The 24,802-nt window shown below is 63.5% G+C and carries 24 protein-coding genes; 7 read left to right on the forward strand and 17 right to left on the reverse strand.

From position 1 onward, the window contains the following. Positions 1–72 precede the first annotated feature (72 nt). From ACIQTS_RS08370 to ACIQTS_RS08415, 10 genes are all read right to left on the reverse strand, one after another. Positions 73–1,254 carry an adenosine deaminase gene (locus ACIQTS_RS08370; protein WP_402472755.1) on the reverse strand — a complete coding sequence of 394 codons (1,182 nt, stop codon included), beginning with the start codon at positions 1,252–1,254 and terminating at the stop codon, positions 73–75. 103 nt (positions 1,255–1,357) lie between these two features. Then, positions 1,358–2,032 carry a DedA family protein gene (locus tag ACIQTS_RS08375; protein ID WP_402472616.1) on the reverse strand — a complete coding sequence of 225 codons (675 nt, stop codon included), beginning with the start codon at positions 2,030–2,032 and terminating at the stop codon, positions 1,358–1,360. 456 nt (positions 2,033–2,488) lie between these two features. Further along, positions 2,489–3,802: a thymidine phosphorylase gene (locus ACIQTS_RS08380; protein ID WP_402472618.1), complete on the reverse strand. Its 1,314-nt coding sequence runs from the start codon at positions 3,800–3,802 to the stop codon at positions 2,489–2,491. 43 nt (positions 3,803–3,845) lie between these two features. Continuing rightward, complete coding sequence (locus tag ACIQTS_RS08385; RefSeq protein WP_105657432.1) at positions 3,846–4,256, reverse strand: cytidine deaminase; 411 nt, start codon at positions 4,254–4,256, stop codon at positions 3,846–3,848. Between the two features lie 9 nt (positions 4,257–4,265). Continuing rightward, a complete protein-coding gene (locus tag ACIQTS_RS08390) occupies positions 4,266–5,537 on the reverse strand; it encodes an ABC transporter permease (RefSeq protein WP_105657431.1) in 1,272 nt (423 codons plus the stop codon). Then, positions 5,534–6,739, reverse strand: coding sequence for an ABC transporter permease (locus tag ACIQTS_RS08395; protein ID WP_332489200.1), 1,206 nt, complete (start codon positions 6,737–6,739; stop codon positions 5,534–5,536). The genes ACIQTS_RS08390 and ACIQTS_RS08395 overlap by 4 nt, the downstream gene beginning before the upstream one ends. Beyond that, positions 6,736–8,334, reverse strand: coding sequence for an ABC transporter ATP-binding protein (locus ACIQTS_RS08400; RefSeq protein WP_105657429.1), 1,599 nt, complete (start codon positions 8,332–8,334; stop codon positions 6,736–6,738). The genes ACIQTS_RS08395 and ACIQTS_RS08400 overlap by 4 nt, the downstream gene beginning before the upstream one ends. Positions 8,335–8,475: 141 nt before the next feature. Then, positions 8,476–9,564 (reverse strand): BMP family protein, encoded by a 1,089-nt coding sequence (locus ACIQTS_RS08405; protein ID WP_105657428.1) that lies wholly within the window; start codon positions 9,562–9,564, stop codon positions 8,476–8,478. A gap of 287 nt (positions 9,565–9,851) precedes the next feature. After that, on the reverse strand, positions 9,852–11,048 hold the full coding sequence (locus ACIQTS_RS08410) for an amidohydrolase (RefSeq protein ID WP_105657427.1): 1,197 nt from the start codon (positions 11,046–11,048) through the stop codon (positions 9,852–9,854). A gap of 146 nt (positions 11,049–11,194) precedes the next feature. Beyond that, positions 11,195–12,310, reverse strand: a complete 1,116-nt coding sequence (locus tag ACIQTS_RS08415) for a mannose-1-phosphate guanylyltransferase (RefSeq protein ID WP_332499238.1) — start codon at positions 12,308–12,310, stop codon at positions 11,195–11,197. A 246-nt stretch (positions 12,311–12,556) separates the two neighbouring features. Between ACIQTS_RS08415 and sdhC the strand changes: the two genes are divergently transcribed. From sdhC to ACIQTS_RS08440, 5 genes are all read left to right on the forward strand, one after another. After that, positions 12,557–12,970 (forward strand): succinate dehydrogenase, cytochrome b556 subunit, encoded by a 414-nt coding sequence (gene sdhC / locus ACIQTS_RS08420; protein WP_388025151.1) that lies wholly within the window; start codon positions 12,557–12,559, stop codon positions 12,968–12,970. Positions 12,971–12,973: 3 nt separating this feature from the next. Beyond that, positions 12,974–13,417: a succinate dehydrogenase hydrophobic membrane anchor subunit gene (locus tag ACIQTS_RS08425; protein ID WP_105661695.1), complete on the forward strand. Its 444-nt coding sequence runs from the start codon at positions 12,974–12,976 to the stop codon at positions 13,415–13,417. 61 nt (positions 13,418–13,478) lie between these two features. After that, positions 13,479–15,266, forward strand: a complete 1,788-nt coding sequence (gene sdhA / locus ACIQTS_RS08430; protein ID WP_402472624.1) for a succinate dehydrogenase flavoprotein subunit — start codon at positions 13,479–13,481, stop codon at positions 15,264–15,266. Further along, the gene (locus tag ACIQTS_RS08435; RefSeq protein WP_105661693.1) at positions 15,266–16,048 is read left to right on the forward strand and encodes a succinate dehydrogenase iron-sulfur subunit; all 783 of its coding nucleotides are present in this window, start codon (positions 15,266–15,268) and stop codon (positions 16,046–16,048) included. Before sdhA ends, ACIQTS_RS08435 begins: the two co-directional genes overlap by 1 nt. A gap of 128 nt (positions 16,049–16,176) precedes the next feature. Further along, entirely contained in the window at positions 16,177–17,631 is a 1,455-nt protein-coding gene (locus ACIQTS_RS08440) for a catalase (protein ID WP_402472627.1), read from the forward strand. A 57-nt stretch (positions 17,632–17,688) separates the two neighbouring features. Here the strand turns inward: ACIQTS_RS08440 and ACIQTS_RS08445 are convergent, their stop codons facing one another. The 5 genes from ACIQTS_RS08445 to ACIQTS_RS08465 form a co-directional block, all read right to left on the reverse strand. Continuing rightward, the gene (locus tag ACIQTS_RS08445; protein WP_402472630.1) at positions 17,689–18,210 is read right to left on the reverse strand and encodes a 2'-5' RNA ligase family protein; all 522 of its coding nucleotides are present in this window, start codon (positions 18,208–18,210) and stop codon (positions 17,689–17,691) included. Between the two features lie 6 nt (positions 18,211–18,216). Continuing rightward, a complete protein-coding gene (gene trpS / locus ACIQTS_RS08450) occupies positions 18,217–19,233 on the reverse strand; it encodes a tryptophan--tRNA ligase (protein ID WP_105661690.1) in 1,017 nt (338 codons plus the stop codon). 8 nt (positions 19,234–19,241) lie between these two features. Then, on the reverse strand, positions 19,242–20,078 hold the full coding sequence (locus ACIQTS_RS08455; protein WP_402472633.1) for an exodeoxyribonuclease III: 837 nt from the start codon (positions 20,076–20,078) through the stop codon (positions 19,242–19,244). 102 nt (positions 20,079–20,180) lie between these two features. Further along, positions 20,181–20,678, reverse strand: a complete 498-nt coding sequence (locus ACIQTS_RS08460; protein ID WP_105661688.1) for a hypothetical protein — start codon at positions 20,676–20,678, stop codon at positions 20,181–20,183. A 69-nt stretch (positions 20,679–20,747) separates the two neighbouring features. Then, entirely contained in the window at positions 20,748–21,536 is a 789-nt protein-coding gene (locus ACIQTS_RS08465) for a GAP family protein (protein WP_402472636.1), read from the reverse strand. Positions 21,537–21,645: 109 nt separating this feature from the next. Here ACIQTS_RS08465 and ACIQTS_RS08470 point away from each other — a divergent pair, with 109 nt between their 5' ends. Then, on the forward strand, positions 21,646–22,809 hold the full coding sequence (locus ACIQTS_RS08470) for a sensor histidine kinase (protein WP_402472639.1): 1,164 nt from the start codon (positions 21,646–21,648) through the stop codon (positions 22,807–22,809). Further along, a complete protein-coding gene (locus tag ACIQTS_RS08475) occupies positions 22,806–23,468 on the forward strand; it encodes a response regulator (RefSeq protein WP_402472642.1) in 663 nt (220 codons plus the stop codon). The genes ACIQTS_RS08470 and ACIQTS_RS08475 overlap by 4 nt, the downstream gene beginning before the upstream one ends. Here ACIQTS_RS08475 and ACIQTS_RS08480 read toward each other — a convergent pair. Both ACIQTS_RS08480 and ACIQTS_RS08485 read right to left on the reverse strand, forming a co-directional pair. Next, positions 23,416–23,772 (reverse strand): VOC family protein, encoded by a 357-nt coding sequence (locus ACIQTS_RS08480; protein ID WP_402472644.1) that lies wholly within the window; start codon positions 23,770–23,772, stop codon positions 23,416–23,418. The genes ACIQTS_RS08475 and ACIQTS_RS08480 overlap by 53 nt on opposite strands. Before the next feature lie 33 nt (positions 23,773–23,805). Then, positions 23,806–24,705: a LysR family transcriptional regulator gene (locus ACIQTS_RS08485; RefSeq protein ID WP_402472647.1), complete on the reverse strand. Its 900-nt coding sequence runs from the start codon at positions 24,703–24,705 to the stop codon at positions 23,806–23,808. Between the last annotated feature and the right edge of the window lie 97 nt (positions 24,706–24,802).

The following is a 24,802-nucleotide window of genomic DNA, read 5'->3' on the forward strand; positions in this document are numbered from 1 at the left end:
GGAACCAGCGAAGCCGCCCCTTGCTTGAGCAAGGGGCGGCTTCGGTGGTTGCCTGGCGGCTGGGTCCTGGAACTAGTCGGCGACGTTTTCGTATTCGTCTTCGTCGTAGTCCTCGTCATCCAGCAGGTTGTCGTAGTAGTCGTTGATGTACTCAACGAGCAGCTCGCGCATTTCCAGCGGGACGAAGGCAGCTTCGGCGGCGTTCAGCGTCAGATCCAGCAGATCTTCCAAGTCGTAGTCGAAGGCTTCTACCAGCAATTCGAACTCATCGGACAAGGTGGTGCCGGACATCAGGCGGTTATCCGGCGAGATGGTGACATTGAAACCGGTCTGGACCAGCAGGTCGATCGGGTGGTTCCCGATGCCTTCGCCGAATTTGGAGGTAGCACCGGTCTGCAGGTTCGAGGACGGGCAGACTTCCAGCGGGATGCCGCGTTCGCGGACCCAGTTCGCTACCGGGCCCAGCGATACCAGGCCGGTATCGTCGCTGAGTTCTTCGCCGTTCTCGTCGATAGCTCCGAACTCGATCTCGATGTCCTCGGCTACGCGGACTCCGTGGCCCAGGCGCTGGGCGCGGCCGATCAGGATGGCTTCCTTGATGGAATCCAGGCCGGCTGCTTCGCCAGCGTGCACGGTGGTTGGGAAGAGGTTCTCGGCCAGCAGGTCGAAAGCTTCCTTCATCACTGAGGGCGGGAAGCCATCTTCAGCACCGGCGATATCGAAACCGACGACGCCACGACCACGGTGGCGCAGGGCCAGCTTGGCGATTTCCACGCCTTGGTCGCTGTGGCGCATGGCGGTAACGATCTGGCCGATCTGCATCGGGTGGCCCTCGGCGTTGAGCTGCTCGCAGGCCTGGTCCAGGCCTTCCTGGATGGCGTCGACGACGTCGTCCAGGCTCAAGCCTTCGCGGCGGTGCTGCTCTGGTGCATAGCGGACTTCGCCGTAGATGACACCGTCTTCAGCGAGGTCCTCGACGAATTCGCGGGCAACGCGGATCAGCGCATCTCGGGTCTGCATGACCGCGACGGTGTGCTCGAAGGTTTCCAGGTAGCGTGGCAGCGTGCCGGAGTCGGCTGATTCACGGAACCATTCGCCCAAAGCTTCTGCTTCGGTCTCTGGCAGCTCGTGTCCAATCTCGGCGGCCAGCTCGATGATCGTCTGAGGGCGCAAACCACCGTCGAGGTGGTCATGGAGCGAAACTTTAGGCAGATCCCGGAAGTCGAATTCGGGATCGTAGTCAGTATGAATCATTTCTTCAGTCACACCACTGAGCCTAGTCGCATTTTCGCGGAACTGACAGCTCCAACGGGTAAAGATCTGCGAGCCACTATGTGACCCTGATCAATACGGGAGGTTAACCCTCGTCAGGGCTTGGCGGGACGGTCTGCCTGGCTGGTTGCACCGGGTGCCCTTCGCGCTTCGCCGCGCGCCGATGCAGGCGATCCAGCACCCAGCTGACGATCCGGTCGATGACGAATCCGAGCACTACGGCGATGACAATGGAAACTGCAATGCCCAGCAGCTTGTTGTCGTGCATCCAGTTGCCAGCCAGCGCACCGATGCTGACGGAGTAGGCAGCCCAGGTCAGTACGCCGATGGTGTCGAAGAGGGTGAAGCGCTTGTGGCTGAATCCGGTGGCGCCCGCGGTCAGGTTCACGGCCACTCGGCCAATCGGGATGTATCGGGCCGTGAAAATCAGCAGAGCTCCCGAGGTTTCAAGTTTCTTCTCGGCATAGTTCAGCACCCGCTGCGCGCGTTGCCCGCGCATCCACTTGAATCCCCTGGATCCGATCTTGCGTCCGATGGCGTACGTGATCTGGTCGCCGAGCAAGGCACCGCCGGCACCGAGCAAGCCGATCAGGACAAGGTTGGGAACACCGGTGTGGACGCCGACCGCGGCCAGTGAAACCAAAAATGATTCACTCGGGACGAGGGGGAAAATCGCATCGATCATGCAGAACAGAAACAATAACGGCAGGATCCACCATGCGCTGGCGGCCTGCGTGATTGCCTCATTGACTAATTCCATGCGTGCCTACATCTACTTTCCCAAGGCGCTCCATGCGCTGAATGTCTCTCCATTTTCGCTCGAGAACTCACCTGCGCGCATCCTGCTTACGTTGCGTTGTGGACAATTCCCATCTGCTACCCAGGTAGGAGTTAACTGACTAACGTTTGACTACGCCGTTATTGTTCCCGGGAACTTTCTGGGAACTTCCACTGCGGCAGCTGGCCTGGGAACCACCAGGATTCCAGGTAATAGCTACCGCGACTTCTAAGACGAACGGACCTGCACGGCCCTCCGGAAAGAAAAGCCCAGCTGCTGCAGGCAGCGAGGCCGGGGAAGAGCACTCGCAGGGCGACCAGGCTCCCGATATTTCTGGAGCGGGGCGCAGATTCCCAGCGGATCGGTCGCCGGCAAGCAAAAGAGCCGGGAAACACGGCAACGTGTTTCCCGGCTCCTTGAGCGCCAATCCGGATTCGGCTACTTGGCGGCGATGCGGTCCAGGATCAGGCGGGTGTCCGGACGGTCATCGGCCGAACCGATCATGATGGCGCGCTGGACCAGCTCGATGGCACGCTCCATCTTGGCCGGGGTGTCGGTCAGCAAGGTGGCAATCGGCTCGCCCCGGCGAACCAAGGCACCTGGCTTCACGTGCATGCGCACGCCGGCGCCGGCCTGGACGCTGTCTTCCTTGCGGGCACGTCCTGCGCCCAGGGTCCAGGCGGCCAGGCCGATGTCCATCGCGTCGAGCTTGATCAGCACGCCCTCGGCGGGCGCCACCACGGTGTGCGATTCCTTGGCTACCGGCAGCTTGGCATCCGGATCGCCGCCCTGGGCCACGATCATCTTGCGCCAGATGTCCATGGCCTTGCCGTTCTTCAGCGCACCGGCGACATCCACATCCTTGATGCCTGCCCCGGCAAGCATCTCGATGGCCAGGGCCACGGTCAGCTCCACGACGTCCTCTGGTCCGCCGCCGGCCAGGACCTCAACAGATTCCTCGACCTCGATGGCGTTGCCGGCGGTCAGGCCCAGCGGGGTTTCCATGTTGGTCAGCAGCGCCACGGTGTTCACCGACGCATCGGTGCCCAGGTTCACCATCGTCTCGGCCAGTTCGCGGGCCATGGCCTCGTCCTTCATGAACGCGCCGGAGCCGACCTTCACATCCAGCACCAGGGTGCCGGTGCCTTCGGCGATCTTCTTGCTCATGATCGAGGACGCGATCAGCGGGATGGCTTCCACCGTGGCGGTGACATCGCGCAGGGCGTAGAGCTTCTTGTCCGCTGGAGCCAGTCCGGTGCCGGCGGCGCAGATAACCGCGCCGACGTTGGACAGCTGGGAGAACAGCGCCTCGTTGGACAGGTCCGCCTTCCAGCCCGGAATGGCTTCGAGCTTGTCCAGGGTGCCGCCGGTGTGGCCCAGCCCGCGGCCCGAGAGCTGCGGGACGGCCACGCCGAAGCTGGCGACCAGCGGAGCCAGCGGCAAGGTGATCTTGTCCCCCACGCCGCCGGTGGAGTGCTTGTCGGTGGTGGCCAGCTTCTTGCCCGACGGGTCGGTGAGGGCAGAGAAGTCCATGCGTTCCCCGGAGTTGATCATCGCCGTGGTCCAGCGCGAGATCTCGTTGCGGTTCATGCCCTGGAAGTAGATGGCCATGTTCAGCGCGGACATCTGCTCTTCGGCGATGGCCCCGCGGGTGTAGGCATCGATGGTCCAGTCGATCATCTCGTTGCTCAGTTCGCCGCCATCGCGCTTGGCGCGGATGACTTCGACGGCACTGAATTGCTCGGTAGCCATATCAGGCACCTTCCATTCTGCTGTTGGCCGGTGTGCTCCGGCGCTAGAAGTTGAGATTCTGCGGCCCGAACGCGTCAGGCAAGAGGTCGTCGATTCCCACGATGCCGCGGGCTGTCTTGATCAGCAGCTGCGCCCCGCGGTGCTCGAAAAGCAGCTGGCGGCACCGGCCGCACGGGGTAATCAGTTCGAGCTCGCCCTCGCGCAGCTGGCCGAAGCACAGGAAGTATTCCATGGTGCCCCCGCCGGTGGCGAAGAGCTGGCCCACCATGGCGCATTCAGCGCACAGGGTGACCCCGTAGGCGGCGTTCTCGATGTTGCACCCGGAAATCAGGCGGCCGTCGCTGGTCAGTGCCGCCGCACCCACCCGGAACTCGGAGTAGGGCGCGTAGGCCTGGGACAGCGCGGCCGCAGCCGCAGCTTCGAGCTGCGGCCACGGCGCGTTGTTGCTATTCATGGGAAATCGCTATTCCTTCACGTAGGGTTCGCCCGCAGCTGCCGGTCCGCGCGAACGCCCCACCAATCCGGCCACCGCGAAGATGGTCACCAGGTAAGGCATCATGGCCATGAACTGGCTCGGTACCGGGGTGCCGATGATCGTCAGGATCACCTGCAAGTTATCGGCGAAGCCGAAGAGCAGGGCGGCCAGGAAAGCGCCGATCGGGTTCCACCGGCCGAAGATGACTGCGGCCAGCGCGATGAAGCCGCGGCCGCCGGAGATTTCCTTGGTGAAGGAGTCGATGGCCACCAGGGTGAAGAAGGAACCGCCGATGCCGGCCACGATGCCGCCGAGGGTGACATTCCAGAAGCGGATCGCGTTGACCTTGATGCCCAGGGTATCGGCTGCCTTCGGATGCTCGCCCACGGCGCGCACGCGCAGGCCCCACTTGGTCTTGAACAGGCCGAACCAGACCAGGAAGACGGCCAGGTACATCAGGTAGCCGATCACCGACTGCTTGAACAGGATCGGGCCGATGACCGGGATCGAGGAGAGCAGCGGGATTTCAATGACCGGCAGGTGCGCTGGCGAGTTGAAGCGCTCCGGGTCCTCCTGCATCACGGTGGTGAACAGGAAGCCGGTGATGCCCGAAACCAGCACGTTCAGGACCACGCCGACGATGATCTGGTTGACCACGTACTTGATGGAGAAGACCGCCAGGACCAGCGAGACCATGGCGCCGGCCAGGCCGGCGGCAACCAGGCCCGCGAACGCGCTCTGGGTCAGCGAGGCGACCAGTGCCGCGGTGAAAGCACCGCCCAGCAGCTGGCCCTCGATGGCGATGTTGACCACGCCGGCACGCTCGCACAGCACGCCCGAAAGCGAACCGAAGACCAGCGGCACGGCCAGCACCACGCCACCGGCCAGCAGGCTGGCCAGCGAAATGCTGTTGATGTTGGCGCCGGAGACCACCCAGATCAGGAAGCCCAGCACGAACAGGACCGCCGCGATGGCGACCATCCAGGTGGCCAGGATCCTCCCCTGCTTGCGCTGCATCCACGCGTAGGCGGCAATGGCCAGCAGCAGCACGCCGAACACGATGTTGGTGATGCGGCCCGGGAAGACCAGTTCGGGCAGCTCGAAGGCGTCGCCGGCGCTGTTCAGCGTGAAGTGGGCGGCTTGGTCGTTGCCCAGCAGGCCGAAGCTGAAGAAGACGATCACTGCGATCACCGAGAGGATGATCGGGGTCTTCTTGCTCGGCAGGACGTTGATTGCCGGCTGCAAGGTGGAAGAGGTCACTTGGCACCTGCCTTAGTAGGTTCGAGCTTGGAGCTGCGCTTCTTCTTGCGGTTCATGCCGAAGATGGCCTTGACCAGCGGCGGAGCGGCAATGAACAGCACGATCAGCGACTGAACCACCGAAACGATGTCGATCGGGGTGCCGGTGGTGATCTGCATGTTCACCGCACCGGCCTGGAACGCTCCGAAGAGCAGGCCGGCGAAGAAGGTGCCCCACGGGGTGGAGCGGCCCAGCAACGCCACGGTGATCGCGTCGAAGCCCAGCGAACCGGCGATGCCGCCGGTGAGCACCTTTTCGGTGCCTGCCACCTGTGCCACGCCTGCGGCACCGGCCAACGCGCCAGCCAGCGCCATCGCGATGATGGTGGTGCGGGCCACGTTGATGCCGGCGGTCTGCGCGGCCTCCGGGTTGTGTCCCACGGCGCGGAATTCGAAGCCCACGGTGGAGCGCTTGAACATCCAGGACACGGCCAGCACCAGCAGCACCGCCATCACGAAGCCCAGGTGCAAACGCGATCCGGGGATCGCCGGGAAGATGGCCGAGCTGTCCAGGATCGGCGAGATCGGGTTGGTCTCGCCGGGACGGCGGAAGGCCTGGGTGTTCATCAGGAAGTCGATCAGGTACACGGCCACGTAGTTGAACATGATCGTGAGGATCACTTCGTGGGCGCCGGTCTTGGCCTTGAGCAGGCCGACCAAGCCGCCCCAGATCGCGCCGCCGAGCAGGCCGAAGACGATCACCAGCAGCAGGTGCAGGCCGATGGGCAGGTGCCAGGCGAAGCCGATGTAGGCGGCCAGCACCGAGCCGATGATGATCTGGCCCTGGGCACCGATGTTGAACAGGCCGGCGCGGAATGCCACGGCCACGCCCAAGCCGGCGCAGATCAGCGGGGTGGAGACGGTCAGGGTCTCCAGGAACGGCTTGAACCCCTGCGAGGAGTTGTAGATCGAGCCGTTGAACAGCGCCACATAGCTTTCGGTGGCCGCACGCCAGAATTCGCCGAAGAAGGCCGAAGGCTGGGCGAAGAGGTAGCCGGCCGTTTCGCCCACCTTCTCATCGGTGACCGCAATCAGCAGGCCGCCGATGACCAGTGCGACGATGACGCCGAGGACCGAGACCAGGCCTGGTCCCTGGGTGATTTGGCGCAAGAGGTCATTGCCCGGCTTGCCGGAGCCGGGAACCACAGGTGCTTTCTCGCTCACTGCGCTTCTCCTTCCTGGTTGTCATGCTCGCTAGCTGGCTGGGCTTCAACCGGCTCGTTCTCCGCCTTCGCGAATTCGGCCTGGGCCAGGGCTTCTTCCTGCGAAACGCCGGCCATCATCAAGCCCAGCACCTCGCGGGAGGTGTCGCCCGGCACGATGCCGTTGATCCTGCCCTTGTAGAGCACGGCGATGCGGTCGGCCAATTCCATGACCTCGTCCAGCTCGGTGGAAACGATCATCACCGGGGTGCCCTTGTCTCGCTCGGCCACGATGCGGCGGTGCAGGAACTCGATGGATCCCACATCCACGCCGCGGGTCGGCTGCGAAGCGATGAACAGCTTCAAATCGCGGCTCAGCTCGCGGGCCATGACGACCTTCTGCTGGTTGCCGCCCGAGAGGCTGGAGGCAGGGTTCAGCGGATTATCGGTACGCACGTCGAAGCCCTGGATCTGCTGCGCGGCGTTCTTCTTGATCGCCTCCAGGTTCATCGAGATGCCCTTGCCGAAGGGCGGGCGGTCGTAGAGGTCCAGCACCAGGTTCTCCTCGATGGAGAACTGGGTGACCAGGCCGTGCACCGAACGGTCTTCGGGAACGAAGCCGAGGCCCGAGCGCAGGATCTGCTTGACCGACTTGCCAACCAGCTCTTGGCCGGCGAGCTTGACCGAGCCGCCCGTCACCGGCTGGGTGCCCAGGATCGCTTCGGTCAGTTCGGTCTGGCCGTTGCCCTGCACGCCGGCGATCGCCAGGATCTCGCCTGCATGGATATCCAAGGTGACCGAGTCCAGCGTGGTGGTGCCCGCCGGGTCGACGACCGTCAGGTCCTTGACCTGCAGTACCGCCTGCCCGGGAGTGGCTGCCGCCTTGTTCAGGTTCAGCTCCACGGCGCGGCCGACCATGAGGTTGGCCAGCTCGGTGGTGGAGGATTCCGGGGAGACCGAATCGATGACCTGGCCGCGGCGGATCACGGTGATCACATCGGACACGGCGCGCACTTCGCGCAGCTTGTGCGAGATGAAGACGATGGAGGTGCCGTTGGCCTTGAGCTGGCGCATGATGTCCAGCAGCTCGTCGGTTTCCTGCGGGGTCAGCACCGCGGTCGGCTCATCGAGGATCAGGATCTTGGCCTCGCGCACCAGGGCCTTGATGATCTCGACACGCTGCTGCACGCCAACGGGCAGGTCTTCGACGACCGCGTCCGGGTCCACGTCGAAGCCGTAGCGGTCGGAGATCTCGCGGATCTTCTTGCGGGTGACCTGCAGGTCAAGCACGCCGCCAGCCTTGGTGGTTTCTGCGCCGAGGGCAATATTCTCTGCCACGGTGAAGACCGGGACCAGCATGAAGTGCTGGTGCACCATGCCGATGCCCGAGGCCATGGCGTCGCCCGGTCCGGAGAACTCGACGGGCTTCCCGTCCAGCAAAATTTGGCCCTCGGTCGGCTGGTACAGCCCGTAGAGCACGTTCATAAGCGTGGACTTTCCAGCACCGTTTTCGCCGAGCAGACAGTGAATCTGGGCGTCATCGACCGTCAGGTCGATATCTTTGTTGGCGTAGAAAGAACCGAAGGCTTTCGAGATTCCTCGTAGTTCGAGTTTCACGATTCCACCATCTTCATTGTTCGTTTGGCGAGGTTCTTGCTTGCAGGTTGTTTTGGCCCTTAGGCAGGCATAAAGCGCGTCACCTGCCCACCGCTGTATTGCGGCGAGCGGTGACGCGCTCCATGGCTGGTTTGCCTAGACCTACTTGGGGCTGGAGGCCGATTCGATCTCCAGCTCACCGGAGATGATCTGCTGCTTCAGGGCATCGATCTCCTTCTTGGTGTCTTCGCCGATTTCCTCATCGAAGTTGTGGAACGGTGCCAGTGCAACGCCCTCGTTCTCCAAGGTGCCCACGTACGGGGTCGAGTCGAACTTGCCCTCGGCGTCGGTGCGGATGACATCTTCGACTGCGGTGTCCATGGTCTTCACGACCGAGGTCAGCATGACGTCCTTGTAGTCGGGAGCGGTCAGGAAGCCGTCGGAGTCGACCCACACGAGCTTGGCTTCCTTGCCGCCGTCGTTGGCCTCGACCACTGCAGCGCCAGCGCCCTTGCCCACTGGGCCGGCGACAGGCATGACAACGTCAGCGCCGGAAGCGATGAAGTTCTTGGTGATCTGCTTGCCCTTATCCTGCTTCTCGAAGTCGCCGGAGAAGGTGCCGTCCTGCTTCTTCTTGTCCCAGCCCAGCAGCTTGACGTCCTTGCCCTTGTCTTCGTTGAACTTGGCCACGCCGTCAGCGAAGCCGTCCATGAAGATGGTGACGGTAGGGATCTTGATGCCGCCGAAGGTGGCAACGGTGCCGGTCTTCGAAGCGGCAGCTGCTGCGTAGCCTGCCAGGTAGGCAGCCTGGGCCGTGTCGTAGATGATCGGCTTGACGTTTTCGATCGGCTTCTCGTACTGGAAGTCGACGATGGCGAAGTTCTTATCCGGGTTGGCCGCGGCAGCCTCAGCGGTTGCGTCGCCCAGCAGGAAGCCGATGGTGACGGTCAGGTCGCAGCCTGCGTTGACCATGCCGTTGAGGTTGGTCGCGAAGTCGGCGTTCGACTTGGATTCTGCATCCTTGGTCTGGATGCCCAGGTCCTTCTCGGCGTTCTTCAAGCCGCGGAAGGAAGATTCGTTGAAGGACTGGTCGTCGAATCCACCGGAGTCGGACACAATACAGCCAACGTAGTCCGGGAACTGGCCAGCCGAGCTGGTCTCTTCCGGTGCAGCGCCGCAGGCGCTCAAAGCTAATGCCGAGATGCCGAGCATGGCTGCAGCCATACCGGTCTTGCGCGATACGAAGCGCATCTGTTCCTCCAAAGAATCTTGCGAGATAATGCGGGAGGCAAGACACCTGACCCTCGTGCAAGGCTTCATTGCCTAGGCCTTACTCGAGCACACCAAAAGTCATAGCATTCCCATCGTTTCCATAGCCTATCGGAGATATGTCACAGGTAAAGACGATAAAGATTACAAACAGATAACTTACGGGCCGCAAAACGGCAAGCGCTTAACGCCAACGCCCAAGTCACTGACCGAATTGTTAAAGCGTCAAAGAAATGTTAAAAACTTTCGGGTTTGATGTGGCCAACGCCCTATTTGGCGTTCGCCTCGCGCACAGCCTGCATGGCGGCGGCCGCCATGATGCGAACCCCCACGCCAATGCACGATTCGTCCGGGATATAGTCCCCGCGGTGCAGGTCATAGGTTTTGCCGCCCGGGGTGCGGGTTCCCAGCCGCAGCATCGCACCGGAAACCTTCTGCGTCATCCACGCGAAGTCCTCCCCGCCCATGGACTGCGGAGTCAGCTCGATGGCCTCGGCCCCGAACTCGCGGCGCGCGGCGTCCTCGATCAATGCGGTCTCCGCCGGAGCGTTGACCACCGGAGGCACTCCACGGGTGTGCTGCAGCTTGATTTCCACTCCGTAGGGAGCGGCGATCTGGCGCACGGCCTGGTCCAGCAGCTCACCGGCCTCGTACCAGACATCGCCGTCCAGGCAGCGCATGGTGCCAGCCAGGTATCCGGTGGCGGGGATCGCGTTCGGCACGCTGCCGGCATGGATCTGGCCCCAGACCACCGAGACGGCCGAGCGCACATCGACCTTGCGTCCGAGCACGGCCGGGACCTGGGTGGCGATCTGGCTCATCGCGAAAACGATGTCTTCGGTCAGGTGCGGGCGCGAGGTGTGCCCGCCCCGGCCGTTGACCTCGATGCGGATGGTGTCGCTGGCCGAGGTGATTGCACCGATGCGGGTGCCGATATGCCCGGCGTCGATCCGCGGGTCGCAATGCAGCGCGAGCACCCGCGGCACGCCATCGAGCAAGCCCTGCTCGATCACCGACAGCGCCCCGCCGGGAAGCTTCTCCTCGGCGGGCTGGAAGATCACCCGCACGCAGCCATCGAGCTTGCCGGCGGCATGGATCCTGCCCAGGGCCAAGGCCACGCCAATCATCACGGTGGTGTGGATGTCGTGGCCGCAGGCGTGCGCCACGCCCTGGGTCATCGAGGCGAAGTCCAGGTTGGTTTCCTCCACCACCGGCAGCGCGTCGATGTCGGCACGGAAGGCGATGCGGATGGGCCCTTCGCCAATGTCCACGAAGGCGCCGGTGTCGGCCATTTTCTGCGGAGCCAGCCCGGCAGCACGCAGGGTCTCGAGAATCCGCTCGGTGGTTTGGTGCTCAGCAAAGGACAGCTCCGGGTTGCGATGCAGTTCCCTGCGGAAGCCGATCAGCTGGTCGATCAGCGGCTCGGTGAAGTCGCTGACGGAAGCCGGATTGCCATTTTCATTCACGGTGGACACCTTTTGAAGATACTCGGCACGGTGCAGAAAATGACAGTTTTCCGTAATGTTCGGGCGCATTGCGCAACATCAGGCAAGGGAAACGGGGCGCGCCGACCTATTGCCGGCCAGCTCGCCCCGTTCGCAATCCTGCTGTGCTAGAGCACCTCGGTAGCGCCGTCGGCCTTCAAGGCCTCCACGGTCTGCTTGACCTTCTGCGCATGCTCCTTGGTGGTCACCAGCAACGCGTCGGCGGTATCCACCACGACCACATCCTCGATCCCGACCAGGGCCACCACGCGCGGGCGGTCCGAATAGACCACGCCGGTAGCGCTGTCGGCATACACGCGCACCGACTCGCCGCCCAGGTTGATGATGCCCTCCTCGGCACTGGCCTTGTTCAAGCGGCCGATCGCGGCGAAGTCGCCCACGTCGTCCCAGTTGAAAACGCCCGGGATCACCGCGACATCGCCGGCCGCGGCGGCCGGCTCGGCCACCGCATAGTCAATGGCGATCTTCGGCAGATCGGCCCAGACTTCGCGCATCACGGTTTCGCGCTGATCGGTTTCCCAGGCATCGGCGATCTTCATCAGGCCCGCGTACAGCGCCGGCTCATTGGCTTCCAGATGCTTGAGCATCAGGCTCACCGGCGCGACGAACATGCCGGCATTCCACAGGAACCCGCCCGAGGCCAGGTACTTGCGGGCGGTGTCCTCATCGGGCTTCTCCACGAACTGCACCACGCCGCGCGCCGACGGCGCATTGGGCACCTGCAGCGGCTGGCCGGTCTGGATGTAGCCGAAACCGGTGGAAGGGTGCGTCGGGTGGATGCCGATGGTCACGATCTTGCCGGTCGCAGCGGTGTGGATCGCTTCGCTCAGCGCGGCCTGGAACACCTCAACCGGCTCGATGACCTGGTCCGCGGCGAAGGAGCCCATGATGATGCTCGGGTCGCGGCGGTACAGGATCGCGGCGGCCAGGCCGATGGCGGCGGCCGAGTCGCGCGGCTCCGGCTCAAGCACCAGGTCCTCGTCGCACAGCTCGGGCAGCTGGGACACGACGGCCCCGCGGTGCGCACGCCCGGTGACCACCATGATCCGTTCGCCGGCCAGCGGGACCAGGCGGTCATAGGTGGCGCGGATCAGCGTGGATCCGGATCCGGTCAGATCGTGCAAAAACTTCGGAGCGGAAGCCCTGGAGAGGGGCCACAATCGGGTGCCGACGCCGCCGGCGGGGATCACGCCGTGGAATCGGGCTAATAGGTCTGCATTCACGCCTTCCAGACTAATTCATTCGGTGGATAATCCTGTCCATTGAAACCTGTGCCACAGATTAAATACGAAAACATCGCATGAGGTATTACGGGCGGGATTTCGGCCTTTTAGCGCATAATTACCCCTTTTCGGTGAACATGCTCACAGGAACGAGACACGAAATAGATTGGAGCTAGCCAAGTGGTTTAGACTCGCACAAGGAACGCTCGCACAAGTGCGTCAAATCTCATTGTGTGCAATATACACATGCGCCGTTGCGAGCCTTGGAGGTTTAGTTCAGTGTCGAAGACTTCGTCAGGCACCCTATACCGCGGCCATGAAGGCATGTGGTCCTGGGTGGGACACCGAGTCACCGGTGTCGTTATTTTTCTTTATCTGCTGGTGCACGTGCTCGATACGGCCATGGTCCGTGTCGATGCCGGCGCCTACGACGCAATCATTAGCACCTACCAGACCCCGTGGATGGCACTTGGTGAAACCGGTCTGGTTGCAGCAATCCTCTTCCACGCATTCAACGGTCTGCGCTTGATCCTGGTCGACTTCTGGAAGCAGGGTACCAAGTACCAGCGCCAGTTGCTCTGGGGCGTATTGATCCTCTGGGTCATCGTCTTTGCGGGCTTCGCCATCCGTCACCTGTCGATCGCATTTGGGAGCCACTAAGCCATGAGCGTTTCTATTCCTGCTCCTCGCAGCCAGCGCATTGATCCAAAGTACAAGCGCGGACCAAAGTCCCGCGGAAGCTTCGAAATGCTGGCATGGCTGTTCATGCGCCTCTCCGGCGTCGTGCTGATCGTCCTGATCTTCGGCCACCTGATCTCCAACCTGATGGTCGGCGAAGGCATCTCCGGCATCAGCTTCGGCTTCGTGGCCGGCAAGTGGGCCTCGCCGCTGTGGCAGTTCTGGGATCTGGCCATGCTGTGGCTGGCCATGCTGCACGGCACCAACGGCGTGCGCACCATCATCAACGACTACGCAGAGAAGCACGCTACCCGTGCATGGCTCAAGGGCATCCTGTACGTCGCCACGATCTTCATCATCGTGCTTGGTTCCCTGGTGATCTTCACCTTCGATCCTTGCGTAGCCGGCAGCCAGCTGCCGCAGTGCTAATTGGAACTCCCCTAGTTCCAGCCAATAGCCACACAGATTTTTAGAAAAGAGAGCATCAAGAATGCAGGTACATAAGTACGACGTTGTTATCGTCGGTGCCGGTGGTGCAGGCATGCGTGCAGCGATCGAATCCGGTCAGCGCGCACGCACCGCAGTGCTAACCAAGCTTTACCCAACCCGCTCGCACACCGGTGCGGCCCAGGGCGGCATGTGCGCAGCACTTGCCAACGTCGAGGAAGACAACTGGGAGTGGCACACGTTCGACACCATCAAGGGTGGCGACTACCTGGTTGACCAGGACGCAGCCGAGGTCATGGCCAAGGAAGCCATCGACGCCGTGCTGGACCTGGAGAAGATGGGCCTCCCATTCAACCGAACCCCAGAGGGCAAGATCGACCAGCGCCGCTTCGGCGGCCACACCCGCGACCACGGCAAAGCCGCCGTGCGACGCGCATGCTACGCAGCTGACCGCACGGGCCACATGATCCTGCAGACCCTGTACCAAAACTGCGTCAAGCACAACGTCGAGTTCTACAACGAGTACTACGTGCTCGACCTGCTGATGGTCGAAGAGGATGCCTACCGCGAGGACGGCACCGCCTACAAGCAGAAGCGCGTTGCCGGCGTCGTCTCCTACGACCTGGCGACCGGCGAGCTGCACGTCTTCCAGGCCAAGTCGGTCATCTTCGCTTCGGGCGGCGCCGGCAAGGTCTTCAAGACCACCTCCAACGCGCACACCCTGACCGGCGACGGCATGGGCATCGCCTTCCGCTCGGGCCTGCCGCTGGAGGACATGGAGTTCTTCCAGTTCCACCCAACGGGCCTTGCCGGACTGGGCATCCTGCTCACCGAGGGTGCACGTGGCGAAGGCGCGATCCTGCGCAACTCGGATGGCGAGCGCTTCATGGAACGCTATGCGCCGACCATCAAGGACCTCGCACCACGTGACATCGTGGCCCGCGCGATGGCCAACGAAGTCCGCGAAGGCCGCGGTTGCGGCCCGAACAAGGACTACGTGCTGCTGGATCTGACCCACTTGGAACCAGAGCACATCGAATCCAAGCTGCCGGACATCACCGAGTTCGCCCGCACCTACCTGGGTGTCGAGCCATTCACCGATCCGGTGCCTGTCTACCCCACTGCGCACTACGCAATGGGTGGCGTTCCAACCAACATCAACACCGAAGTGCTGCAGGACAATGACACCGTCATTCCCGGCCTGTTCGCCGCCGGCGAGGTTGCTTGCGTATCGGTCCACGGCTCGAACCGCCTGGGCACCAACTCGCTGCTGGACATCAACGTGTTCGGCAAGCGCGCCGGCGTTGCCGCTGCCGAGTACTCCAAGACCGCCGACTTCGTCGAGCTGCCGGAGAACCCGGAAGAATTCGTCACCGCGCAGATCGACGGCGTGCTGAGCGGCAACGGCACCGAGCGCGTCTCGGACCTGCGCTCGATCCTGCAGGAGACCATGGACGCCAACGTCCAGGTATTCCGCGACGAGCGTTCGCTGAAGGAAGCGCGCGACGTGATCGAGGATCTGCGCCTGCGCTACAAGAACATCAGCATCCAGGACAAGGGCAAGCGCTTCAACCTGGATCTGCTCGAAGCCATCGAGCTGGGCTTCCTGCTCGACTTGGCCGAGGTCATCACCGTTGCTGCATTGCACCGCAAGGAATCCCGCGGCGGCCACTACCGCGAGGACTTCCCAGACCGCGACGATGAGAACTTCATGAAGCACTCGATGTCCTACCGTGACGCAGAAGCCGTCACCGAGGACATCAAGGGCATCCGCATGGAGACCAAGCCAGTGGTCTTTACCCGTTACCAGCCAATGGAGCGTAAGTACTAATGAGCACCGAACTGCCAGAACCACCGTCAAAGATCGACCTGAAGCCAGGCGTTGGCGGCGGCGGAGAGATCCCGAGCTTCGACATCACCCTGCGCGTTCGCCGCTACCTGCCAGAGGCTACTGCGGACGCATACTGGGAAGATTTCAAGCTGACCATGTACGGCACCGACCGCGTGCTGGACGCCCTGCACAAGGTCAAGTGGGAGCAGGACGGCTCGCTGTCGTTCCGCCGCTCCTGTGCCCACGGCGTGTGCGGTTCCGATGCCATGCGCATCAACGGCCGCAACCGCCTGGCCTGCAAGACCCTGCTCAAGGACCTGGACACCTCCAAGCCGATCACCGTTGAAGCCATCAAGGGCCTGCCTCTTGAAAAGGACCTCATCGTCGACATGGAACCGTTCTTCCAGTCCTACCGCGAGATCATGCCATTCCTGATCTCCAAGGGCCACGAGCCAACCAAGGAACGCTACCAGTCCGCCGAGGATCGCGAGATCTTCGACGACACCACCAAGTGCATCCTGTGCGCTGCTTGCACCAGCTCCTGCCCGGTGTTCTGGACCGATGGCCAGTACTTCGGCCCGGCCGCGATCGTCAACGCCCACCGCTTCATCTTCGACTCGCGCGATGATGCAGGCGACATGCGCCTGGAGATCCTGAACGACAAGGAAGGCGTGTGGCGTTGCCGCACCACCTTCAACTGCACCGAAGCATGCCCACGCGGCATCCAGGTGACCAAGGCTATCGCCGAGGTCAAGCAGGCAATTCTGGCGCGCACCGTCTAAGGACGCGCTGAGGGCCCGAACCATAGATGGTTCGGGCCCTTTTGCATCCCTTCAACGCCCCCGCTTCGCGTGGCATGATGGGCAGGACTCGCCCTTTTCCCAATGCACCACCTAGCTGAGGAGCAAACATGGCCAGTGAAGAAACCACCTCGACAACCCAAGCAGGAATCCCGGCGGCCAGCGACCGCAACTCGCTGACGGTGGGCGCCAACGGCCCCATCGTGCTGCACGATCATCATCTGGTCGAGACCCTGCAGCATTTCAACCGGATGAATGTTCCCGAGCGCCGCCCGCATGCCAAGGGTTCCGGAGCCTTCGGCGAATTCGAAACCACCGAGGACGTATCCCGGTACACCAAGGCGGCCCTATTCCAGCCTGGCGTGAAAACCGAAACGCTGATGCGTTTCTCCACCGTTGCCGGCGAGCTCGGCTCTCCCGACACCTGGCGCGATGTGCGCGGCTTCTCGATGAAGTTCTACACTTCCGAAGGCAATTTCGATCTGGTCGGGAACAACACGCCGGTGTTCTTCGTGCGCGACCCGATGAAGTTCCCGCACTTCATCCGCTCCCAGAAGCGGCTGCCCGATTCGGGGCTGCGCGATGGAACCATGCAGTGGGACTTCTGGACGCAGAATCCGGAATCCGCCCACCAGGTCACCTACATCATGGGTCAGCGCGGCCTGCCCAAGACCTGGCGCGAAATGAACGGCTACGGCTCGCACACCTACATGTGGGTCAATGCTGCCGGAGAGAAATTCTGGGTCAAGTACCATTTCCTGAACAAGCAGTCCGAGAAGTTCGAGACCATGCGCGGGGCCCAGGCCGAGGCACTGGCCGGATCCGACGCCGACTTCCACCGTCGCGACCTGTTCGATGCCATCAAGGCCGGAAATTTTCCCCAGTGGGACCTGTACGTGCAGATCATGCCCTACGAGGAAGCCAAGACCTACCGGTTCAACCCCTTCGACCTGACCAAGGTCTGGTCCAAGAAGGACTATCCGCGCATCAAGGTCGGCACCATGACGCTGAACCGGAACCCGGAGAACTTCTTCGCGCAAATCGAGCAGGCCGCATTCTCCCCCGGGAACATGGTCCCGGGCATGGGGATGAGTCCTGACAAGATGCTGCTGGGACGCAATTTCGCGTACGCGGATGCGCAGCGCTACCGCATCGGCACCAACTTCCAGCAGCTGCCGGTGAACAAGCCCAAGTGCCCGGTCCACTCGTACAACTTCGAGGGGAGCATGACCTACGATCACACCGGGGATCGCAGCGTCTATGCGCCGAACTCCTTCGGGGATTCATGGAGCGATGAAACCGGACCTGCGGAAAATGCCTTCGAGTCCGACGGCGAGCTGGTCCGCGAGGCCTACACGCTGCGCAAGGACGACGGAGACTTCGTACAACCCGGCATCCTGGTCCGCGAGGTGATGGATGATGCCCAGCGCGCCGAACTGGTGGACACCGTCACCGGGGCGCTGGATGGCGTCATCGAGCCGGTGCTGTCCAACGCGATCCAATACTGGAAGAACATCGACGCCGATACCGGAGCGAAGATCGAGGCCAACGTCCGCCAGAAGTGACTCGCCAGCCGACACGGAAAACGCCAGCCGCGAGGCTGGCGTTTTCTGCAGGGTGAACTAGGCAAGCGAGGAACCCAGCGGAATCTGCTCGCTGAAGTTCCAATCCCCGCCACGGGTATCGAACAAATGGATACGATCCGCTGCGAAGGACAGGTGCGCCTCGCCCAATGCTGCCTGCGCGGCGTCCAATTGCCGTGCAGCCACGTTCTGCGCGATGGTCAGGTGCGGATGGTAGGCGAAAGCCGATTCGTGCCTCAGCGCGTCGCCCAGCAGCGCGCGGTGCAGCTTCCAGCATTCGTCCGCTCCGGTTTCCAGCGGCAGGAAGACTACTTCGCTGGCCGGCCGGAAGGTCCGGGCCGGACCCAGATGGATGGTGAAGGGCTCCGTCGTGGCGGCCACCCGGCGCACCTGGGCAGCCGCCTTCTCCCAGGAATTCAGGTACGACCCGGACACCAAGGTGATATGCGGGGCAATCGGCGCGGTGGCCTCTCCCCCGTATTCCTGGCGCCACGCGCGCAGAGTCTCGCGGTGCGGCTGCGGCACCGGGATCACCACGCCCAGGGTGTACTCGAAAACCATTGGCTCTTAGACTCCCAGCGGCGGCAGGAAGCCGACCTTCTGGTAGACATCGGCAACGGTCTTCGACGCCACGACGCGCGCCTTGGCGGCACCGGCAAGCAGCAGGCGATCCAGCTCCGCCGGATCATCGAGCAGCTCCAGGGTACGGGTGCGGATGGGAGCCAGCTGCTCCACCACGGCTTCTGCCACAGCCACCTTCAGATGCCCGTACATCTTGCCTTCGAACTCGTTGACCAGTTCTGGCACATGCTTGCCGGTCACGGCAGCCAGGATATCGAGCAGGTTCGAAACGCCCGGCTTCTCGGCCTTGTCGTAGGCCACGACGGACCCGGCGTCGGTCACCGCGGACTTGATGCGCTTGGCGATCAGCTTCGGCTCATCCAGGACGTTGATCAAGCCGGCAGGGGATTCGGCGGACTTGGACATCTTCGAGGTCGGGTTCTGCAGGTCGTAGATGCGTGCGCCCTCCTTGGGGATGAACGCCTCTGGCACGGTGAAGGTCTGCCCGAAACGGTGGTTGAAGCGCTTGGCCAGATCGCGGGCCAGCTCCACATGCTGGCGCTGGTCATCGCCTACCGGGACCCCTTCGGGCTGGTAGAGCAGGATGTCCGCGGCCATCAGGACCGGGTAGGTGAACAGCCCGACGCTGGCGGCATCCGCGCCGCCCTTGGAGGACTTGTCCTTGAACTGGGTCATGCGGCTGGCTTCGCCGAAACCGGTGATGCAGTTCAGCACCCAGGCCAGCTGCGCATGCTCGGGGACCTGCGACTGGACGAACAGGGTGGACTTGTCCAGGTCGATGCCGCCGGCGATGAACTGCGCAGCGGTCTTTCGGGTACGCGCGCGCAGCTCCGCCGGATCCTGCGAGACGGTGATCGCGTGCATGTCCGGGATGAAGAAGAATGCGTCGTGGTCATCCTGGGTCTTGACCCAGTTGACCAGCGCGCCCAGGTAATTGCCCAGGTGCAGCGAATCGCCCGATGGCTGCATTCCGGACAGGACGCGGGGACGGGTTGTTTCCATGGTTTTCCTTAGAACTGGTAGTCGACGACCAGCGGTGCATGGTCGGAGAAGCGCAAATCGTAGGCCGAGGCACGGTCTACGTGGGACTTGATGGCCTTGGCGGCTAGCGCCGGAGTGGCCATGTGGTAGTCGATGCGCCAACCTGCGTCGTTGTCGAAGGCCTGTCCGCGGAAGGACCACCAGGTGTACGGTCCCTGCACGTCGCCGGCCAGCTCGCGCGCCACATCCTTGTAGCCGATCTCACCGAAGAACCCGTCGAAGTAGGCGATCTCCTCGTCCATCACGCCGGCGCGCTTGTTGTGGTTCGGCTTCCAGTTCTTGATGTCCTTTTCGGTGTGCACGACGTTCAAGTCGCCTACCACCAGGACGTGGTCCTTCTCGGTCTTCAATTCCATCAGGCGCACGTTCATGCGCTGCAGGAAACGGTACTTGTCTTCCTGCTTCTGGGTGCCCAGCTCGCCGGAATGGACGTAGGCCGAGACGACGGTGAAGCTCTCGCCGTTGATATCGAAGTCCGCCTCGACCCAGCGGCCGGATTCGGCGAAGTAGTCCTCGCCGATGTGCTCGCGCACGGCTACCGGCTCGGTGCGCGAGAGGACGGCGACGCCTGCGCGGCCCTTGTCCTTGGCCTCGGCATGCAGGATATGCCAACCCTCGCCAATCAGGTCGCGCAGGATCTTGTCCGGTGCGCGTACTTCCTGCAGGCACAGGATGTCCACGTCACGGGCGGCGATCCAGTCCGCCATATTGCGCTTGTAGGCCGCGCGAATGCCGTTGACGTTGACCGACGCGACGCGCAGCGCGCCAGCGTCCTTGTTGAGAATTTCCACACTGGTAGGTATCACTATTCCAGCTTACAAAATTATGCGATCGATTACGCGCTGATCTGGCCTGCGCCGGAACGCGGGCAACGAAAAAGGGCAACGCTTGCGCGTTGCCCTGGACAATTAGTCGATGATTTCGCCATCCATCGGCTTGGCCGGCTTGATCATGTCCCGCGCATTCGTCGCGGTCATCTGGATCGTCTCCAGCGCCCGGTCGATCATGCCCTCGTGATCCTCGCCCCGGCTCTGGCGCTGTTCGGCGATCACGCGTGCCTGGACCTGGACGATCTTGAACGAGTGATCCAGCTTCATGTCGCGCTGGCTGGTGGCTTCGTCAACCACCACGGTGCCGGGCTGGGCGCGCGGGGTGGCCGCCGCGGTGGCTTCGCGCAGCGAGTTGTTGATCTTCTCGGCGCCCCGCTTGAGGCCGAACATCATGAATGCGGCCAGCAGCAGCCAACCGGCGGAGATGACGACTACAAACCAGCCGACGATCTGGTTGGAGTTGGCAGCGAATACCACTGCCACCAGAAGGACGATGACCATGACGGACATTGCCAAAGTTGATGCGTTCAGGGTGACTTTCCTGCCCTGCTTCGCGCTGCTGCCTAGAGGTTCCATGCCGTCAATTCTCGCATCATTACCCCGCTTCAAGCCAATTGGAACCGTGCCCTTTCGCCCACAGCGTGGCTAGCCGAACAGGCTGTGCAGGTCCTGCCCGGAAAGGCTCGCGCGAATCAGCAGGTATCCGCCGATGCCCACCACCCAGCCAAGGGTTTCCTGGGCGTAGGCCGAGGCCTTGGCCCCCATTTTCTGCAGCCAGGCCTCGATGCGCGGCCCGGCGAGCGCAAGCGCGCCAACCAGCACCAATGCCGGGACGATCATCACCAGGCAGTAGCCGACCAGCGCGAGCAGCTGCAGGCCGGTGCCCCAGCCGGCGCCCTGCATGACGCCAACGGCTGCGAGGTAGGGAAGCATCGTGGGAAGTTCCAGCAGGCCGGCGAACAGGGCCAGGGCAATCAACCCGGTGCGGGTATCCAGCGCAGTGCCCAAGCGGCTGCGCAGGCGCAGCGGCACCTGGCCGGCGGGGTCCGCCGGTTCCGGCGCTGCCGATGCCGCCCCGCCATGCGCGAGAGCTTTCCGTGCGCTGGCTTTCCGTGCGCTGGCTTCCTTCTGCGCATCGGTGCGGTAGGTGAGCGCCCAGATGATCATCAGCGCCCCGGCGGCCATTGCCGCCAGCCGGAAGAACCGGTGCTCGAAGATGGCCGGGTCGATGAGCAGCAGTCCGCTGCGCAGCAGCACCCCGATGACCCAGTAGAAGCCGGCGATCACCAGCAGGTAGGCCAGGACCTTGGCGATGGCCTCACGGCGTCCCCGCAGCAGCAGCCACAGCGGAATGACCAGGGTGCCGATGCTGGTCGAATCGATCAGCGCCAGGATGAGAAGGGATAGTTCGGGATTGCTTGTCATGATGTCCATGGATTCCACTGTTCCGCGGCCTGCCGGATCGCGGTATCGGCCAGTGGGCTGCGCCTTCTCCTCCTTAAGGGGGATACCGGCGGGCAGCCAGTTCGGGGATGCTGGAAGCATGGACTTCATTCGGCGGATGGGCAGCGGCGACAAGGAACCCGAGGTCGTCGGCACCTATCTGGTGCTCACCGCCATCTTGCATCTTTCGGGACTGGCCAATCCCCCATGGTTCGCGATCCGCGGGTACGAATGGATCGTCTTGCTGCTCATCGGCTTGGCCGCTGTGCTGGTCCGTCGCCGTTTTCTCGTAGCCAGCTCCGTGGCCATGCTGTTCGCCGGCGCCGGCTTGCTGGCCGTGGGAAGCCTGGGCGGGTACTTCCTGGTCTTCGAATGCGTCTTCGGGTTGTTCCTGCTCGGTTCGGTGCGCACGCGGACGGTGGCGCTGGCGCTGCTGTGCTTGGCCGCCATCTCGCTGGCCATCGCCACCTGGCTGGGCACCGGGAATCCGCAGGAGGTGGTGCTGGCCCTGTTCATGGCCGGCTTCATCCTCTTCACCCCGATGCTCTGGGCCGAGAATGTGCGCACCGCCAAGGAGCTGGCCCGGGCCGAAGCCCAGCGGGCGCAGGCTGTCCAGTCGGCGGCCGATGCCCGCGAGGACCAGCTGGTCGCCGAGCACGACTTTTCCCGCGTCCAGGAGCGCACTGCGTTGGCCCGCGAGATGCATGACGTGCTCTCGGCCAGGTTCTCGTCAATCGCCCTGCTCTCCGGCGCCCTGCTTCCGGCCGCACCCCAGGAGGTGCGGGCTCCGTTGCAGAGCATCCGCGATGAGTCGGTGTCCGGCTTGGAAGACATGGCCGCGATGGTGCGGATGCTGCATGCCGGGGGCCCTGCGCTGCAGGCGCGGATCGAGGATCTGCCCGAGCTGGTGGCCGGATTCGGCAGCCCGGTGCGCTGGGAGTACCGGGTCGCGCATCCGCAGCGCTTCAGCCCTGCGGTGCATACCGCCGCGCACCGCACGGTCTGCGAGCTGCTGGTCAACCACGCCAAGCATGCGCCGGGCACTACCCTGGAACTGAGCGTGGTCCAGGACCAGGGCCTGGCGATCACGGCGAGCAATGGCCTGCGGCCCAACGCCAGCCGCGGCCCGGGGGCGGGCACCGGGCTGGAGAATATCCGCACCCGCGTCGCCGCGCTCGATGGGCGGTTCGGGATACGCACCGGCCCGGATTTCGAGGTGCGCGTCGAATTCCCCGGACCAATTGAAGCAATGGAGAAGCCGTGAAAGTCCTGATCGTCGATGACCATGCGACCGTGCGCATGGGGATCCGGCTGGTATTGCAGGCCGCGGAAGACCTGGAAGTGGTGGGCGAAGCGGCCGACGGACGATCGGCCATTTCCATGGCCCGTGCCCTATCCCCCGACGTCATCCTGATGGACCTGCGCATGCCGGTGCTCGATGGCATCGAGGCCACCAAGGCGCTGCATGGCAGCTGCCGCGTCGTTGTGCTCACGACCTTCGATGACGACCAGTACCTTTTTGGCGCGCTGCAGGCCGGGGCGCACGGGTTCCTGCTCAAGAGCGCCGAACCGCAGGCGATCATCATGGGCGTGCGTGCCGCCGGCCGCGGCGAATCGGTGCTGGATCCGCAGGTGACCTCGCGGATTCTGGCCCGGGCGCTGGCGCCGGAGCCCGGCACCGCGAAGCTGCCTGATAGCTTGACCGGCAGGGAACGCGAGGTGCTCGACGGGTTGGCCGAAGGGCTGAGCAACCCGCAATTGGCGCAGCGGCTGGGCATCGGGCAGAGCACCGTGAAGACGCATGTCTCCCAGGTGCTGGCCAAGCTCGGGGTCTCGACCCGGCTGCAGGCGGCGAAGATCGCCTACGCGGCTACCAGCTCACCAGGCAGAACGGGTGGTCTTGCGGGTCCAGATAGACCCTGAAGGTCTTGGACCCTTCGCCGGTCGAGCGCGCACCGAGGTGCAGCACCTGTTCTTCGGCCAGGTCCAGATCCTTGACCTTCACATCGATGTGCGCCTGCTGCGGGTGGACATGCCCGGGCCACTGCGGGGCCACGTACGGGCTGACCGCCTGGAAGGCGAGCGCAGGATGGTCCGGCGCGTCGCCAATGGATACCCAGTCGGGCTCGTTGTCGATGCGCACCATCCCGAGGAGCTGTTCATAGAATCCGGCCAGTGCATCGGGGTCCTCGCAGTCGATGACCATGGCCTGCCACGTGCCAATCATGTGGCCATTATGCGCGCCCCGGGGGGTGCGCGTCTACCAGGACTCAGCCATTGCGCAGGTGCAGTGGTCGATCAGCGCCTGGACGCGCGCGGGAATGCGCACCCCGCGCGGGGTGATGGCCACAACCGCATTCGGGTAGTTGGGAGCCTTGAGCTCGCGGAAGGCCAGCGGGCGGCCCTCGATGGAGACCTCGGCATTGTTCGGGCGGCGCATGAGCAGCCCGTAGCCCAGGCCGCGGCCCACCATCGCGGAGACCAGGATCATCTGCGGGACCGAGGCGGCGATCCTGGGCTGCAGGCCCTGGGAGGCGAAGAGCTGCTGCTGGTGCTCGGTGCTCGGGTCGGACTCGTAGATGATCAGCGATTCGTCGACCAGGTCGGCCAATTCCAGCGGCCGGGCGAGGTTGGCCAGCCGGTGCTCGGGATGCAGCACGACCTGCATCTCGGTCTGGTAGATCCTCTGCTTGTCCATGTCCGCGGGCAGCTGCAGGTCGTAGACGAAAGCGACATCGATCTCGCCCTCGCGCAGGGCCGGCAGCAAGTCCTCGTGGGTGCCTACGCGCACATCGAGCTGCACCTCGGGGTGGTCGAACCCTTCCAGCGTGGCCGGAATCAGGTGCGGAGAGAGCGAAGCGAAGCAGCCGAAGCGCACCGGCCCGCGCAGCGCTCCTTCGGTTTGCGGGAATGTTGCACGCAATTCGCCGACATCGGAAAGGATCTTCCGGGCCATGGCGGCGAAGTGCTGCCCGGACGCGGTGAGCCGGATCCCGTGGGCCTTACGGCGCAGGCACAACGTCTCCCCGGCATGCTTCTCGATGGCGGTGATTGCCTGCGACAAGGCCGATTCCGAGATTCTCAATTCGCTGGCCGCCGAACCGAGCGTGCTGTGGGCGGGAAGTTCAGCCATGATTTCCAGATGGCGCATCGAATACATAAGCCAGCCTTCAGAAGTTTTGCAGATATTTGAAGTTTACCTTACTTGTGCTTGGTGCCACACTGGAGTGACCCAAAACTCAGGTGCCAGTGATCGA

It is taken from the genome of Glutamicibacter sp. NPDC090743, from assembly GCF_044769125.1.
In the GTDB taxonomy this organism is placed as follows: Bacteria; Actinomycetota; Actinomycetes; order Actinomycetales; family Micrococcaceae; genus Glutamicibacter.